Raw genomic sequence first — 14,733 nt, 5'->3', positions numbered from 1 at the left:
CAGACAATGCCTTGACATGAAATTGCGGACCGCCGCCTATGGGCAGCTCATTGCAGCAGCAATGGTCCGCCTGAACCAGAAACATCAGTGACGAAGCTGAGCAAGGACCCCGAAGATGGACGCTTCCACCGCCGCGCCTTCCCCCGCGCCTGCCAGCGCGCAGCCCGCACCGTTTTCCGGCGCCACGCTCGCCCTGCTGACCGTGGGCCTCGCGCTCGGCACCTTCATGGAGGTGCTCGACACCTCGATCGCCAACGTCGCCGTGCCCACCATCTCCGGCAATCTCGGCGTTGCCAATAGCGAAGGCACGTGGGTGATCTCCTCGTACTCGGTCGCCTCGGCGATCGCCGTGCCGCTCACCGGCTGGCTCGCGCGGCGGGTGGGCGAAGTGCGGCTCTTCACGCTCTCGGTGATCCTGTTTACGTTCGCCTCGGCGGCCTGCGGCTTCGCCTCCAATTTCGAGACGCTCATCGCCTGCCGTCTCGTGCAAGGCCTTGTCTCCGGCCCCATGGTGCCGCTGTCGCAGACGATCCTGATGCGCTCCTATCCGCCCGAGAAACGGGGGCTCGCGCTGGGGCTCTGGGCCATGACCGTGATCGTCGCGCCCATCTTCGGCCCGGTCATGGGCGGCTGGATCACGGACAACTACACATGGCCGTGGATCTTCTACATCAACGTGCCGATTGGCCTCTTCTCGGGCGCGTGCGCGTACCTGCTGCTGCGCGGGCGCGAGACGAAAACCACGAAGCAGCGCATCGACGCCGTGGGCCTCGCGCTGCTCGTGATCGGCGTGTCGTGCCTGCAGATGATGCTCGACCTCGGCAAGGACCGCGACTGGTTCAACTCGAAGTTCATCGTCGCGCTCGCGATCATCGCGGCCGTGTCGCTGGCGTTCATGCTCGCGTGGGAAGCCACGGAGAAGGAGCCTGTCGTCGATCTTTCGCTCTTTCGGGACCGCAATTTCGCGCTCGGCGCACTGATCATTTCGTTCGGCTTCATGGCGTTCTTCGGCTCGGTCGTAATCTTCCCGCTCTGGCTGCAGACGGTGATGGGCTACACGGCCGGAATCGCGGGCCTCGCGACTGCGCCGGTGGGACTGCTCGCGCTCGTGCTCTCGCCGCTGATCGGACGCAACATGCACCGGCTCGATCTGCGCATGGTGGCGTGCCTCGCGTTCATCGTGTTTGCGTTCGTATCGCTATGGAACTCCACCTTCACGCTCGACGTGCCGTTCAGCACGGTGATCCTGCCGCGCCTCGTGCAGGGCATAGGCGTGGCGTGCTTCTTCGTGCCGATGACGACCATCACGCTATCGAGCATCTCCGACGAACGCCTAGCGAGCGCCTCGGGGCTGTCCAATTTCCTGCGCACGCTCTCGGGCGCGATTGGCACGGCGGCGAGCACGACGTTCTGGGAAAACGCCGCGATCTATCATCACGCGGTGCTATCGGAGTCGGTGAGCGTGTATTCGCAAAACACGAATGCGTACAGCGACGCGTTGCAGAACATGGGCTATGCGGGGGCGAGCCTGACCGCGAAGCTCAATGAAGTGGTGACGGCGCAGGGCTACATGATGGCGACCAACGACTTCTTCCGCATTTCGTGCGCGGTGTTCATCGTGCTTGCGGCGCTGGTCTGGATCACGAAGCCCAGAAAAGGAGCGGGACCGGCAATGGGCCATTGATGGCCTGCTGACGGTCCCGGCGACCGCCCGCGCGAGATGCGCGGGCGGTGTGCGCTGTTGCAGGCGTGACGACGCGTGCTTATTGGCGTGCCGTGATGCCGCTGGTCTTGATTTCGACGCGGCGGTTTTGCGCGCGGCCTTCGACCGTGGCGTTCGATGCGATCGGCCGCGTCTTGCCGTAGCCGTGCACTTCATACTGGCCGACATGCAGGCCATGCGACTGCAGGTAGTTGCGCACGGTTTGCGCGCGGCGCAGCGAGAGGCGGTCGTTCAGCGCGGTCGAGCCCGTGGAGTCGGTATGGCCGTCGATCACGACCGTGCCGATGTTCACGCCGTCGCTGTCTGCGATGAACTTGTCGAGTGCCTGCTTGCCTGCCGGCAGCAGATCGTACTTGTTGATGGCGAAGTTGGCGTCCGCGCTCAACGTGATGGTTTGCGGCGTCGTGTTGACCTGCGGCTGCGCCGGGGGCGGCGGAGGCGGCGGCGTCTGGACAACGGGCTGCGGCGCCTGGCAAATGAACATGATCTCGCGCGGGTCGTTCTCGGGCTTGAAGCCCGACACGGCGCGATCCGTGGACGAGACGCGCAGCGGCTCCTTGTCGCCGCAAATCTCGGTGACCTTCGCCATACAGGCCTTGGAGCTTTCGAGCAGGCCGAGACACTGTACGCGATAGGCTTGCGTGCCGTTGGCGAGCGTCACGATGTCGAGGTTGTAGGTCGGGCCTGACGCGGTCGTGCAACCAGCCGCGACGACGATAAGGGCAGCCAGTGCGCTGGCTGGCAGAAGTCGCATTTTCATTTTCGATTCGAATGATGGAAGAGGAATGTACTGTCGTCCGGCGCACGCCGAAGCAGTGCCACGATACGATCCCTCGACACGTCACCCAATCAGATAATGCTTAAATGCACAATCGAAGTGATTCGATTCGGACTCCGCGCGATCGCGATGAGCGGGCCGCTTTGTCTCCTTCGCGGCGCTGGCCCTGACAGACGCGGTGCGTCGTCAGGGCACAGATTCATCACGCAGATTCAAGGCGAGGAGGCCGTGGGGGCCGCGCCCGGCACCGCCGATGCGGACGCCTGAGCAGGCGCCTGAGCGGGAGCTGCGCTCGTGTCGGCGGGGTCGTTGTCCGCGCCCTGGATTGGCTGCTCGATGCCGGTGCGCACGTATTGCTTGAATGCCGCGCCCGCAGCCCACGGGTCGGGCTTGCAGCCGAGCGAGCTGTCGCAATGCGCCGCGAAGCCGATGGTGGTCGTGCCGTCGTTATTGTGGGTCCGCGTGATTTCGTAGGCGAGCGCGCGCTTGCCGCCACCGGGGCCGGCGGTCTGGATCAGCGTGTCGGTGACCGTTTGCACTTCGTATTTCGAATGACCGCGCACCCAGTCCTGGGCGCGCTGCCACCAGATGTCGCACTGGGGCTTGTCGCTGCAGGTGAGCGGCGCAGTGGCAATCTGCATGACGTCGGGATTTACCTGGCCGCGCGGCGCGCAGGCCGCAAGCGCCGCGCAAAGCAGGATCGGCAGAGTTCGTTTCATCGCGTGAGTTCCTCCCTGAATGGGCACGCGTCGCGCGCGGCCCGGTCGTCTTGTCATTGGCATGCGGGGCATCGGCATGTATCCGCGTGTTTCGGCGCGCAATGCCCATAAAACATTGGACCGCGTACGCGCGTCCGTGTTTCAAGCAAATGGGATGCCCGAATCGGGCGGCGCAGCGCGCTGCCGTCACGCGCCAGCCAATGGCGTTTTGCGCCGCGCGAAATGCGGCGCAAAACGCTGCATGGCAACGGGTCAAACGCTGTAGCGGTTGAGCGTGTAGGCGCGATACGCGGTCACGAAGGCGTCGAACGAGCCGACTTCCTCGCGCTCGAGCTTCGCCTGTTCATCCAGCGACGCGCGCGCGAGCGCTTCGAATTGTGCTATCGCTTGCGTGTCGAGCGGACGCGAGAGGAAATGCGCCGCATGACGCTCGCTTTGCGCGAGCGCAAATTGCAGGAACGATTGCTGGTTCTCGCGCATCGTTTGCAGCACGCGCGCGGAAGGCGTGAGCGACGCATCGGCGAGTTTCGCGCGCTGTGTCGCGAGCGAGCGCGCATGCGCGTCGCCACCGTGCAGCGCGTCCAGTACGGCTGCACTGTGCTCGATCTTCGCGAACAGCTCGGCCGCCCAATCCTGCAGCGAGATCGTCTCGTTGCCGCGCTTGAGTTCGAGGCCCGGGCGTCGCCCTTCTTTCGTGACGAGGCCGAAGTTCTCGTTCGCCTGCTCGTATTCAGCCGCGGGCAGGAGCGGGCTCTCGTCGAGCGCGCAAGCAAGCAGATAGGCGTCGAGAAAACGCGCCGTCTCGAGCGAGATGCCGGTGGGCTCGAACGGATCGATGTCCATGCAGCGCACCTCGACGTATTGCACGCCGCGCGCGGCGAGCGCGTGCAGCGGCCGTTCGCCGGGGTACGTGACGCGCTTGGGACGGATCGTCGAATAGAACTCGTTTTCGATCTGCAGCACGTTGGTGTTGATCTGCACCCACTCGCCGTCGCGGTGCGTGCCGATCGCCTCGTACGGCGGATACGGTTGGCTCACCGCCTGCGCGAGCGCGTCGAGGTAGCCCGGCAGCGTGTTGTAGTCGGCGCACAGCGCGGACTGGCCCGTGGTGTTCGAGTAGCCGAGGTCGCTCATGCGCAGGCTCGTCGCGTAGGGCAGATAGAGCGTGTCCGCGTCGAAGGTGTCGAGCGAATGCGCGTGGCCGCGCAAAAAGCGCCCGTCGAGTGCCGGCGACGCGCCGAACAGATACATCAGCAGCCAGTTTGTGCGGCGGAAGTTGCGGATCAGCGCGAGGTAGCGCTCCGACTGATAGTCCGTCTCGGTGGCGGTGGACTGCTCGTGCGCGTGCAGCGCGCGCCACACGTCTTCGTTAAGCGAATAGTTGTAATGGATGCCCGCGATGCACTGCATGGTGCGGCCGTAACGCAGCGCGAGCCCCATGCGGTAGACGTACTTGAGGCGGCCGATGTTCGAGTTGCCGTAGCGTGCGATGGGAATGCCGTCGTCGGTGTCGGGCAAGAGGCCCGGCATCGATTCGTTCCACAGCATCTCGCCATCGCGCGCGAGCACGCCGTAGACATAGCGATGGAGCTCGTCGAGCTTCGCGAGCGTGATGGACGCGTCGTGTTCGGCGGGCGTGATGATCTCGATCAGCGCTTCCGAGTAGTCGGTCGTGAGCGACGGATGCGTGAGGGCCGAGCCAAGCGCCGCTGCATGCGGCGTCATGGCGAGATGGCCGTCGCGCGTCACCCGCAGGCTTTCCTTTTCGATGCCGCGCAGGCCGCGCGTGAGCGCGTCGCGATGCGGCCCGGCGCTCAGCACGGAAAGGCGCTGCGTGAGAACGTCGTTCGTGCGTGTAGAGGTCGTATCTGGCATTGAAGGCAGGTCGGGCTCTGGCCGGCGACGCCGTGCTGCGCACGCCGCCGACAAGGGATTTTCGGTAGCGGGCACTTTAACATCTCGCCGGAAGACCTGCTTGAGGCCCCTTCGGGCGGGGTTTTGCGGCTGATCCGGCGGTGCGCGCGATGGCCCGCCATTGGCCCCGATTGCCCGACGTGATCGTGTGTGCGGATCGGCGAGCGGTTCGCGCGCTCGCGCGAGCGCCGCTATCGGATGGGTGTCGCGAGACCGTTAGCCGCCGCGCGCCGCGCCAGCGCGATCGGCAATCTCATTCCAGAGATGCATCGCGGCATAGGCGCGCCACGGCCGCCACGCGTCGGTGCGCGCGCGCTGCTGCGTCGCACGCACGAGTGCGGGGTCGCGCGCGGCGATGGCCTGCATGAGCACGAGGTCGGTGGCGGGCCATGCGTCGGCGTCGCGCCACGCGCGCATGGCCACGTACTCGACCGTCCAGGGGCCGATGCCAGGCAGTGCGAGCAGTCCGGCGCGCATGGCGTCGAGTGTGGCGCGCTCGGCGGCCGTGTCGGCGCTGGGCTCGTCGGGACGATTGCGGCGCTTGCTAGCCACGCGAGGCGCGGCGTCTTGCGCCAGCGCACGCTCGATGGCGAGCTCACCGTTTGCCACCGCCGCTGCGAAGCCCTGTAGCGCGGCCACGCGCTTGCCTGGCATGCCGATGCCAGCGAGGTCGGCGGCGGCCAGCGCGGCCGGCGTTGGAAAGCGCCATGCGGTGCGGGTGTGCGCGTGGCCGTCGATGCGCTTGCCCACGCGCTCGACGAGGCGGCCCACGATGGTCGTCGCGGCTTTCACGCTGACCTGCTGGCCGACGATCGCGCGCACCACGAGCTCGAAGCCCGACCACGCGCCCGGCACGCGCAGCCCGGGCGCCGCGGCCACGAGCGGCGCGAACCACGGATCGGTGGCGAGTCCCGCACCGATCGCAGCCGGATCCGCCGCTACGTCGAAGATGCGGGCGAGCGGCGCGGCAAGCGCGGCTGCATGAGCACTCACCGGCCCGTCGATTTCGACGACGAGGCAGCGCTTTCGCGCATGCCGGCGCACGGCCAGCGTGCCGCTCGCGCCCTGGAAATCGATCGCGCGCAGCCACGCACCGTCCTCCACGGTCTCGACGCCGGGCGTGGCCCGCCCCGCCAGAAAGCGCAGCATGCGCGGCCAGTCGTACGGCGCGAGAAACGGCAGCTCGAGGGTGGCATCCGGCTGCGGGCCGGCGTTTCGCGACTGCCGCGGCTCGTTCGGCAGGACGGCGCTCAAGCGGTGGTTTCCGGCGTGGTGGTGGCGCGGGCGCGCTTCGAGCCCCGCGCCGGTGGATCATCGGCAAGTCCTGGTTCGGCTACGTGTACTTCGCCCGCCCGCGCCTCGGCATCGATGAGCGCCGCCTTGCGCGCGAGCCCCCAACGGTAGCCCGCGAGCGCGCCGCCCTTCTGCACGACACGGTGGCACGGAATCGCCAGCGCCACCGGGTTTGACGCGCATGCGCTCGCTACGGCGCGCACCGAGCGCGGCGCACCGAGCGTTTCGGCGATCTGCGTGTAGCTGCGCGTCTCGCCGTACGGAATGCGCTGGAGCGCGTCCCAGACACGTTGCTGGAACGCCGTCGCGGCAATGTCGAGCGGCAGCTCGATGCGCTCGCGCCGGCCGTGCAGATAGGCGTCGATTTGCGCGACGAACGGCGCGAGCCCCGCCGTGTCCTCGATGCAGCGCGCGTTCGCGAAGTCGGCGGCGAGGCTCGCGCTCAGCTCGCCCGGATCGTCGCCGAATGCGATCCGGCAGATGCCTTTCTCCGTGGCCGCGACGAGCACGCGGCCGAGCGGCGTGGCCGCGTTCGCATAGCGGATGGTGAGTCCCGCGCCCTTGCGGCGGAACGCCGACGGCGCCATGCCCAGCTCGCCCGCCACGCTCTCGTAGAGCCGCGACGACGAGTTGAAGCCGGCGTCGGCGCTCGCGCGCGTGACGTCGGCGCCATGCGCGAGCGCGTCGCGCAGCACGGCGCCGCGGCGCGCGGCCTGGTATTGGCGCGGCGAGACGCCCAGCACGCGCTTGAAGAGACGCTGCAGATGGAACGGGCTCAGATGCACGGCCTCGCCGAGCTGCGCGAGCGTGAGGCGCGCCTGCGGATCGGCGTCGAGGGCGGCGCAGGCGCGGCGCACGATCTCGAGCTCGCGCGGCAGGCCGCCGGGGCGGCAACGCTTGCATTCGCGGTAGCCGGCGGCGCGCGCGGCGTCGGCATCGGCGAACAACTCGACGTTCTCGCGGCGCGGCAGGCGCGACGCGCAGGACGGGCGGCAAAACACACCGGTCGTGCGCACACCGTAGAAGAACTGGCCGTCGGCGCGTGCGTCGCGCGCTGCGATGGCGGCCCAGCGCTCGCTGTCGGTGGCAAATGCGGTGGCAGACCCCGAGGCATGCACGCTGTCGAAGTCGGCAGTGGATTCGCCGCGAGCGGCGGTCGGGATGGCGTTCATTTCGTGACTCCGGAAATGGCGGATTCGATGGTCCCACTGTAGCGGCTTGTACGCATGACGGCCTGCCGGATCTTGCGCTGTCGTTCAGACGCTATGGACGAGATACGGCCGGCCAGGTGTGGTCGGATGGCTGATCTGGCACCGCCAAGACGCCGCCGATACTTCACTGCTGCCCGACTACCACAGGGGTGCGACATCAAGTGCGGCAATTTGGCACGATTGCGGGTTTTCCCTTAAAAACTTGTTGCGTCGCGTCAGACCGCTGTGTATAGTTGTTCCTGTCTCCTCCATGTCTCCTCCTGATATGGATTAAGCCCGCTCACAGCAGCGGGCTTTTTTTCGTCCAGCGATTCCATCGCACGGCCGGCCGGGCCACCGTGACCGCGCATCGCCATTTTCCGCCTGATCTCCCTCCCCTACACTGTGTAGACGCGTCACTTCGGGAAGAGTCATGCAAATCCAGATTCGCGAAATCGACCACGTTGTGATCCGCGCGGCGGATCTTGCTGCCATGACGCGCTTCTACTGCGACGTCCTGGGCTGCCGCGTCGAGCGCGAGGATAAAAAATTAGGGCTCGTGCAGTTGCGCGCAGGCCGCTCGCTGGTCGATCTCGCCGCAGTCGGCGGACCGCTCGACCGCGATGGCGGCACAGCGCCGTCGAGCGTGGCCGGCAACATGGATCATCTGTGCCTGCGTGTGGAGCCCTTCGATGGCGAGGCGCTCACGGCCTGGCTCACGCAGATGGGCGCGCGCCCGGGTGAGGTGGTCGACCGCAACGGCGCAGAAGGAATTGGACCGTCGCTATACCTGTTCGACCCTGAGGGCAACATGGTCGAACTGAAAGGGCCGCCTGCGCGTTGATGGCTTCGTCTGGCCGGCCGGTAGCAGCCCTTCGGCTCTGGCCAGCTTCATGTGACGCCTCGCGCGGGACCCGCGCGGCCCCCGCTGTGCAATTAAACGTTCTCAGGCGCCTTGAAGACGGTCCATTCGACCGCGACCGGCTCGCTCACGGTATTGCCGATCCAGGCGGCATGGTCCTGCACCGTGCATTGCAGGCGCATCGTGCGCTCCGCCAGGGCGCCGAGGGACGCCGCCACGCCCTCGCCCAGCGACCAGACGGTCACGTTGCGCAGCCGTTCCACCTTGCCGCGCACGCCCTGCCACCAGATCTCCGAGGTGCGTCCGCCGTAGGCGATCACGATCACCTCCTCGGCGCGCGAGCTCGCTTTGGCGATCCGGCGCTCGTCGGGCTGCCCCACTTCGATCCAGGTCTGCACTGCGCCCGTGTAGTCCTTGCTCCAGAGGTCGGGCTCGTCGGCGTCCGACAGGCCCTTGCAGAATTCCAGTCGCTCGCTCGCGAAAAGCGCGAATGCGGCGATGCGCACCATCATCCGCTCGTCGGTTTCGGACGGATGACACGCGATCGTGAGCGCATGGTCGGCGTAGTAATGCCGGTCCATGTCAGCGATCTGCAGTTCTGTCTTGTAGATGGTCGATTTGAGTGCCATACCGGGTACCGGGTCCAGCGCGAGTCTCGCGCCGCGCAAAAGCCGCACATGATAGCGAGTTTCCAGCACATCCTGTGCCGTAATCATCGGACAGCGGTGCGCCGGGCCATCAGGATAGTCGGTCGCGAAAATGACGGTGCAATGACGGGATCAAGGCGGACGGGCCGATTGAAGACCCGATCAGGGCGCGCCGGCCGCTCATGGCGGGCGGCGTGGAATGGACCCGACGCGCTTGCGGCACGCGCCATTGGAACGTTGGCACAACGGGCGTTGCGCGAGCGGCATGGCCCGCGCGGGATGCGTAGAGACCGGCGGCTGCCAGGCGCGCCGGGCTCCAGCTTGCGTGGCGTTACTGCTTGATGAAGCGGTCGGTGGTCCAGAGGCCTTGATCGTCTGCGTTCGCCGCGTTGACGAACTCGACGTCGTGGCCCACTACACGCACGACGCGGAACGACTGATTCTCAGGCGTCGAGAGGCAACGATAATCGGCGAAATATTCCTGCACCTGCTGCTGCTCGCCGGCTTGCTCGTGCATCGAGACCGCGTCGAGCTTGTCCTTCGAGAGGCAGCCATACGAACCGGCCTTGAGCTGCACGGTTTGCTGGGGTTTCACGACGAAATCCTGCGCCTGAGCGGAAACGGCGCAAAAGAGACCGGCGGTGAATGCGGTCATCGCGAATAGCATTTTCATGATTGCCTCCTGTCTTATCAGAGCTGGCACTTTACGGCTTACTCCGATCCCGGATAGAGCTGCGGGCTTATACTCAGGTTAGCTATGTATTTAACTTCCACTCACGACCCAACTTTTTTAATCTAGAAGACGGCAAGAGGAGTGCAAGAAGAACTTGTGTGCGAGTGCAGCAGCCATGCGTTGCCACAGTGGGCTTAGGGGCCGTTAAAACGTGCCCAGATTGTGTTCCCGTGCGATTGGCTGGAGTGTGAATGCCATCAAGCCCGGCGCTCATCCTAGCGAGACAAGGCAGATGCCGCTCGGGTGCACGCGCAAAAGCGTGCGGATGAAGTGCTTTAATACATTGGCCGTGCGTTTGACGCGGTGCACATCAAGTCGAAGCTCGGCAGCTCGAGCGCCGCGCCAGTTAGTCACCGAATGCAGAATAAAAACAATGCCAGGCACGCACCGGGGTGTCGTTCTGCCTGGCGCTCGAAGCGTGAAATACGCTTTCATCTTCACTTGCGCGGCTGCAATCTTCGTGGATAAATCGGGCTTCCTCACTGGAGAAACCCATGACCCTCGCCCACTGGCTGCCGTTCGCGATCGCGTCGGCCATTCTCGTCGCCATTCCCGGACCCACGGTCCTGCTCGTCGTGTCCTATGCGCTTGGCCATGGCCGCCGCTACGCGCTGGCGACGACCGCAGGCGTCGCGCTTGGCGACTTCACCGCGATGACGGCATCCATGCTCGGCCTCGGCGTGATCCTGGCCGCCTCCGCAGCGCTCTTTTCGATGCTCAAGTGGGTGGGCGCCGCGTATCTGATTTATCTGGGCATCAAGCTCTGGCGCGCGCCCGTGAGCACCGCAGATGCGCCCGATACCTCCGAAACCCGTACCGGCCGGATCTTCGCGCACGCCTACGCCGTCACCGCGCTCAATCCGAAGAGCATCATTTTCTTCGTCGCCTTCGTGCCGCAGTTCATCGATCCACATGCAGCCGCGCTGTCCCAGATTGTTGTGTTCGAGGCCACGTTCCTTACCCTCGCCACGCTCAATGCGTTCGGCTACGCGTTGCTCGCGGCGGCCGCACGCAAGGCGGTGCGCAGCCCGCGTGTGCAGCGTCTCGTCAATCGCACCGGCGGTTCGCTGTTGATCGGCGCGGGGCTTTTCGCCGCCGTGTGGAAGAAGTCAGCGGCCTGAGCGGGCCTACTCCTTGGCCCGCCGGTTCGCAATCCCTGCTTGCACCTGGTTGGCGCGGCTCGTACCCGTGCAGCGGCTTCGTCTTGCGCCGTGCGCCTGCGCCTGGCCGGGTCCGCCGGCCCGCTCATGCTCGGCCATTACCGCCCGGGCACGCACGCTGCGGCACAGTGTGCGTGCGGCGGCCCACCTTCGCTCGCAAGACCAGGTAATCACCTGTCGCACGCACTGTAGCTTTCCGGCTACAATGGAATCGCACCGCTTGACAACCAGGAGGTTATCGTGATCGAACACGTAATACTGGGCGCGTTTCTGGTTATACCCCTCGTCATCGTCGTCTTCCTGTTTTCCGACGAAATCCTCGAGGAGCATAGGCAGCGCGTGCAAGCGGGGGCTCCTCATATCGACTGGCGTCATCCGCTGCGTAGCATCCTGCACCACTGAGCTCCAGTGGCAGGATTGCAGCCCGGGCTGATTCCCGGGCCAATGGCCCGCGCGCCACGCGGGGGGACGCGCTTGAGCGTGGGAGGCACTCGTGGAATTCGAGTTCTCCTGGATGGCGTATTTCCTCTCGCTGTTCGCGCTGATGGTGTGCTCCATAGCGCTTACCCTGCTCTGTCCTGGCGCCGGCAAGCGTGAGGACGGCGTTGCGCACGAGCGCGGCCCCGATGCATCCGACTCTGCCGGGGAAGCCGCGCACAGCGCGTCGCAAACAGCCGATCGCAGCACCTTGCCTGCTCATCCTGGCGATGATGCATGATCGTTGCGCGCGCCTGTGCCTGCCGTCAATTTCCACGCACTGGGCCGGCATCCACGTCATTCATTGCGCGCGTAATTCGTCGTTACTACTTGCAGCACCTGTATCCGGGCTTCGCACCCACAATCCCACGCATGTATTCGAACGGTTCTCGAGGAGAACAACATGCGAAAGATTGCAGCCGTACTGTTGACGGCGGGATGCGTGATGGCGGCTGGCCCGGCCAGCGCGCATGATCATGGCGGCGATGTGGTGGGTGCGCTGGTCGGCGGCGCGCTGATCGGTGCGGTAGTGGGTGCCGCGATCAACAGCGCCCCAGCGGTGGTTTATCAGGCGCCGCCCCCGGTCTATGCCGAGCCGGCGCCGGTGGCTCCGGTCTATGCGGAACAGGCTCCCGTCTACGTCGCCGCGCCCGCACCGGCGCCAGGCGGTTGCTACGACCAATACTCTGGCCGCTACGTGCAGTGTGCGCCGGCACAACTTGCGCCACCGCCGCCGCCCGCACAGTATGATGACGGCTACGGACAGCCCGCCGGTTGGTAAACCCGATAGTTCGATGTGCAAATCAATTTTGGATTGATCGCACTGACACACAGCTGCCTTCCGGAAACCGGAAGGCAGCTGTGAGCGCGCTCATCGCCTAGATCAGAAGCGCCTGTTCTACGGGCGTGATCTGCAAATTCAGCTTTTGCGTGAGCCGGACCACGGTGAACTCCACCGTGCGCCCGATGCGCGAAGCGTCGAGCAAACGCTGCAGCGCATCGATTCCATCGACGGCCAGGCCGTCGATCGCAACGATCGTATCGTCCACGCGCAGACCACCGAGCGCGGCCGGGCTTCCCTTGACGATCTCCATCACGCGCACGCCGCTAGTCGTTTGGAGTTCGAAATAACGCTGCACCTTGCGCGCGACCGGCACAGTTGTGCCGGCAATGCCGACGTGCGCACGCCGCACGCGTCCGTGAGTGAAGAGTTGCGTGATGACCCATTTCGCCGTGTCGATGGCCGTGGCGAAGCAGATGGCTTGCGCGCCAGGGATGATCGCCGTATTCACGCCGATCACCTGGCCCGCCGAATTCACGAGCGGACCGCCGGAATTGCCGGGATTGAGCGCGGCGTCGGTCTGGATCACGTCGTAGATCATGCGCCCGGAGGTCGAGCGCAGCGAACGGCCGAGCGCGGAGACCACGCCTGCGGTGACGGTTTGCGCGAGGCCGAGCGGACTGCCTACCGCAATCGCGATCTGTCCGACGCGCAGCTTCGCGGATTCGCCGAGTTCGGCGTGCGCCAGAACCTCGCTTGCGCCGATGCGCAACACGGCGAGATCGGTGCTCGGGTCGTCGCCGATAAGGTCGGCGTCATAGGTCGAGCCGTCGGCAAGCGTGACGCGCAACGCGCTTGCGCCGTGAACGACGTGGCTATTGGTGAGCAGATAGCCATCGGGCGTAAACAGAAAACCCGAACCGGTGCCACCGCGCACGGCGGCGTTGCCAGGCGTTCTGCGCTCGACGGCAATATGGGCGACTGATTGCTGGACACGTTCGAGTGCCCCGATGACGGTTCGCGAATAGGCGTCGAGGAGGGCGCCGTCGTCCTCAGCGCGAGGGCGTGCGCCATCAGACGAAAGGTCGCGAGCGAGATCGTCGATGAAGGAGGGTCGGCTTCCCACGATCAGAATTCTCCGATAAATGTGAGCCCTACATGCAGGGATCACGCGGCAATTTCAAGGGGCTCGCCGATGGCACAAACAGGCTGCGGGAGGCCCCGCATCGAGGGTCGGAAGCTTTGTCGCCACAAAGGTTAACGATTGTCATATCGACGGCTCGGCCATTGATGGTCAAGAAGCGAGCCGCGACAATGATTTGGCGGCGACGTCCCCTCGCGCCGCGTAGTTAGTAGTGGCAAGCTCTTGGCCGCGGCCCCTGCCGCGGCATTTTTTTGTCTGCGAATGGATCTGAAGGCATCGCCGGCGCGATCGCGGGGGGTGCCCGAAAAGAAAGAAGCCCGCTCATTGGCGGGCTAATCCATGCTCGGGTTACATGGCGAGGACAATCGGTTGTGCTGTGCCGCTACGAAGGCGGCGGGCAGGTCGGTCGTGCGTTCAAGCCGCAGCGCGCCTTGTCTGGAGGCGCTCGAGTTGCGTCATGAGCGAGTCAATCGTACAAAACTGGGCGTGCGAGAGCTGTGCGGTATCGAGCAGATTCGAAAGGCGCCGGTGCCAATAGTCGAACGAAAGAATGGGGATCGTGCCCTCCGGGCGCAGCGATGGCACCATGACGCGCATGATGTGCGCGATTTCTTGATCGATGAATTTCACTGTGCGCCCCGAGGAAGTGTCCAGATCTCATTGTTGGATACGTCGTTCTGCCACTCTAGTGCGCCGGAAAAGCGTGTACAGCTATCACAATAGATAGGGGGCGAGGAGGGCGGCGCGCCCCAGGCGCCAGACCCTTGTCACCAGGCGTGTCAAGCCTTGCCACTGCGCGCCAGGCAGGCTCGAATTGGGGCATATCCTGGTGTTGTGCCGTTGCACTTAGCGTCGCCAGCCATGGCCGTAGTAGCCGCCAAAGCCGACCCCAATATCGACGGACGGCGCCGCATAGTAGCCCGGTGCATAGCCATAACCGTAGGCCGGTGCCGGCGCATAGGCATAAGGCGGGGCGACGACGCAGCCTGCGAGGCTCGCAAGCCCTGTGGCTAGCGCAATTGCGCAGCAGAGTCGGATTGTCTTCATCGTTTTCTCCCAATGCACCTATTGTTGGCATGCACTTCGCGGGAAAACGAAACGATATGTGACGAGAGTTTACGACTCCGCAGGACCGGTGAGGCATGAGCCGTGGCCAGACGGTTTCGCAGCCTAGCGCACGGCGGCGCGCGCTACTTACACTTGCTTTCGATTCCTTACCTTTGTGGATTTTGGCGGAATTTACGATGCGCTGTTCCCTTTGCAGCTTTGGGGCGAAATAGTGTGTCTGGATTTTGGCGCCAGACCGCTTTTC

Annotated in this window: 16 protein-coding genes; 6 read left to right on the top strand and 10 right to left on the bottom strand. The window is 65.2% G+C overall.

Translation table 11 applies throughout. The features are described 5' to 3' along the window. Positions 1-115 precede the first annotated feature (115 nt). Positions 116-1,684, top strand: a complete 1,569-nt coding sequence (locus E1956_RS02875; RefSeq protein WP_134747215.1) for a DHA2 family efflux MFS transporter permease subunit — start codon at positions 116-118, stop codon at positions 1,682-1,684. Between the two features lie 79 nt (positions 1,685-1,763). On the opposite strand, the gene E1956_RS02870 is transcribed toward E1956_RS02875, so the two are convergent. From E1956_RS02870 to ada, 5 genes are all read right to left on the bottom strand, one after another. Then, a complete protein-coding gene (locus E1956_RS02870; RefSeq protein ID WP_134747213.1) occupies positions 1,764-2,483 on the bottom strand; it encodes an OmpA family protein in 720 nt (239 codons plus the stop codon). Between the two features lie 230 nt (positions 2,484-2,713). Beyond that, positions 2,714-3,220: a DUF859 domain-containing protein gene (locus E1956_RS02865; RefSeq protein ID WP_232071240.1), complete on the bottom strand. Its 507-nt coding sequence runs from the start codon at positions 3,218-3,220 to the stop codon at positions 2,714-2,716. A gap of 252 nt (positions 3,221-3,472) precedes the next feature. After that, positions 3,473-5,095: a glutamate--cysteine ligase gene (gshA, locus tag E1956_RS02860; protein ID WP_134747211.1), complete on the bottom strand. Its 1,623-nt coding sequence runs from the start codon at positions 5,093-5,095 to the stop codon at positions 3,473-3,475. A gap of 255 nt (positions 5,096-5,350) precedes the next feature. Then, on the bottom strand, positions 5,351-6,283 hold the full coding sequence (locus E1956_RS02855; RefSeq protein WP_134750300.1) for a DNA-3-methyladenine glycosylase family protein: 933 nt from the start codon (positions 6,281-6,283) through the stop codon (positions 5,351-5,353). Positions 6,284-6,384: 101 nt separating this feature from the next. Continuing rightward, positions 6,385-7,599 (bottom strand): bifunctional DNA-binding transcriptional regulator/O6-methylguanine-DNA methyltransferase Ada, encoded by a 1,215-nt coding sequence (gene ada, locus E1956_RS02850; RefSeq protein ID WP_134747209.1) that lies wholly within the window; start codon positions 7,597-7,599, stop codon positions 6,385-6,387. 451 nt (positions 7,600-8,050) lie between these two features. Here ada and E1956_RS02845 point away from each other — a divergent pair, with 451 nt between their 5' ends. Continuing rightward, positions 8,051-8,461 (top strand): VOC family protein, encoded by a 411-nt coding sequence (locus E1956_RS02845; RefSeq protein ID WP_134747207.1) that lies wholly within the window; start codon positions 8,051-8,053, stop codon positions 8,459-8,461. Between the two features lie 92 nt (positions 8,462-8,553). Here the strand turns inward: E1956_RS02845 and E1956_RS02840 are convergent, their stop codons facing one another. Further along, positions 8,554-9,108, bottom strand: coding sequence for a YaeQ family protein (locus E1956_RS02840; protein WP_134747205.1), 555 nt, complete (start codon positions 9,106-9,108; stop codon positions 8,554-8,556). A 349-nt stretch (positions 9,109-9,457) separates the two neighbouring features. Then, a complete protein-coding gene (gene sap1 / locus E1956_RS02835; protein WP_197732808.1) occupies positions 9,458-9,799 on the bottom strand; it encodes a surface attachment protein Sap1 in 342 nt (113 codons plus the stop codon). A 554-nt stretch (positions 9,800-10,353) separates the two neighbouring features. On the opposite strand from sap1, the gene E1956_RS02830 reads away from it, so the two are divergent. The 4 genes from E1956_RS02830 (at position 10,354) to E1956_RS02820 (ending at position 12,277) form a co-directional block, all read left to right on the top strand. Then, complete coding sequence (locus tag E1956_RS02830; protein WP_134747203.1) at positions 10,354-10,980, top strand: LysE family translocator; 627 nt, start codon at positions 10,354-10,356, stop codon at positions 10,978-10,980. Between the two features lie 279 nt (positions 10,981-11,259). After that, entirely contained in the window at positions 11,260-11,421 is a 162-nt protein-coding gene (locus E1956_RS46020; RefSeq protein ID WP_165976530.1) for a hypothetical protein, read from the top strand. 91 nt (positions 11,422-11,512) lie between these two features. Continuing rightward, a complete protein-coding gene (locus E1956_RS02825) occupies positions 11,513-11,737 on the top strand; it encodes a hypothetical protein (protein WP_134747201.1) in 225 nt (74 codons plus the stop codon). Positions 11,738-11,899: 162 nt separating this feature from the next. After that, a complete protein-coding gene (locus E1956_RS02820; protein ID WP_134747199.1) occupies positions 11,900-12,277 on the top strand; it encodes an ecotin precursor in 378 nt (125 codons plus the stop codon). A gap of 97 nt (positions 12,278-12,374) precedes the next feature. Here the strand turns inward: E1956_RS02820 and E1956_RS02815 are convergent, their stop codons facing one another. The 3 genes from E1956_RS02815 to E1956_RS02805 form a co-directional block, all read right to left on the bottom strand. Further along, positions 12,375-13,403, bottom strand: a complete 1,029-nt coding sequence (locus E1956_RS02815; RefSeq protein ID WP_134747196.1) for a S1C family serine protease — start codon at positions 13,401-13,403, stop codon at positions 12,375-12,377. Positions 13,404-13,835: 432 nt separating this feature from the next. Continuing rightward, a complete protein-coding gene (locus E1956_RS02810) occupies positions 13,836-14,051 on the bottom strand; it encodes a hypothetical protein (RefSeq protein WP_134747194.1) in 216 nt (71 codons plus the stop codon). Positions 14,052-14,267: 216 nt separating this feature from the next. After that, on the bottom strand, positions 14,268-14,468 hold the full coding sequence (locus E1956_RS02805; RefSeq protein WP_134747192.1) for a hypothetical protein: 201 nt from the start codon (positions 14,466-14,468) through the stop codon (positions 14,268-14,270). Between the last annotated feature and the right edge of the window lie 265 nt (positions 14,469-14,733).

It is taken from the genome of Paraburkholderia pallida, from assembly GCF_004524855.1.
Taxonomy (GTDB): domain Bacteria; phylum Pseudomonadota; class Gammaproteobacteria; order Burkholderiales; family Burkholderiaceae; genus Paraburkholderia; species Paraburkholderia oxyphila.
The sequence above is the reverse complement of the archived record's forward strand: the minus strand, read 5'-3'. Positions and strand labels throughout refer to the sequence as shown.

Bases quoted from the DNA above. Each gene is read 5' to 3' on its own strand.
- sap1 (WP_197732808.1), bottom strand. From the start codon at position 9,799: ATGAAAATGCTATTCGCGATGACCGCATTCACCGCCGGTCTCTTTTGC.
- E1956_RS02845 (WP_134747207.1), top strand. From the start codon at position 8,051: ATGCAAATCCAGATTCGCGAAATCGACCACGTTGTGATCCGCGCGGCG.
- E1956_RS02870 (WP_134747213.1), bottom strand. From the start codon at position 2,483: ATGAAAATGCGACTTCTGCCAGCCAGCGCACTGGCTGCCCTTATCGTC.
- gshA (WP_134747211.1), bottom strand. From the start codon at position 5,095: ATGCCAGATACGACCTCTACACGCACGAACGACGTTCTCACGCAGCGC.
- E1956_RS02830 (WP_134747203.1), top strand. From the start codon at position 10,354: ATGACCCTCGCCCACTGGCTGCCGTTCGCGATCGCGTCGGCCATTCTC.
- E1956_RS02805 (WP_134747192.1), bottom strand. From the start codon at position 14,468: ATGAAGACAATCCGACTCTGCTGCGCAATTGCGCTAGCCACAGGGCTT.
- E1956_RS02875 (WP_134747215.1), top strand. From the start codon at position 116: ATGGACGCTTCCACCGCCGCGCCTTCCCCCGCGCCTGCCAGCGCGCAG.
- E1956_RS02865 (WP_232071240.1), bottom strand. From the start codon at position 3,220: ATGAAACGAACTCTGCCGATCCTGCTTTGCGCGGCGCTTGCGGCCTGC.
- E1956_RS02840 (WP_134747205.1), bottom strand. From the start codon at position 9,108: ATGGCACTCAAATCGACCATCTACAAGACAGAACTGCAGATCGCTGAC.
- E1956_RS02820 (WP_134747199.1), top strand. From the start codon at position 11,900: ATGCGAAAGATTGCAGCCGTACTGTTGACGGCGGGATGCGTGATGGCG.
- E1956_RS02855 (WP_134750300.1), bottom strand. From the start codon at position 6,283: ATGCTGCGCTTTCTGGCGGGGCGGGCCACGCCCGGCGTCGAGACCGTG.
- ada (WP_134747209.1), bottom strand. From the start codon at position 7,599: ATGAACGCCATCCCGACCGCCGCTCGCGGCGAATCCACTGCCGACTTC.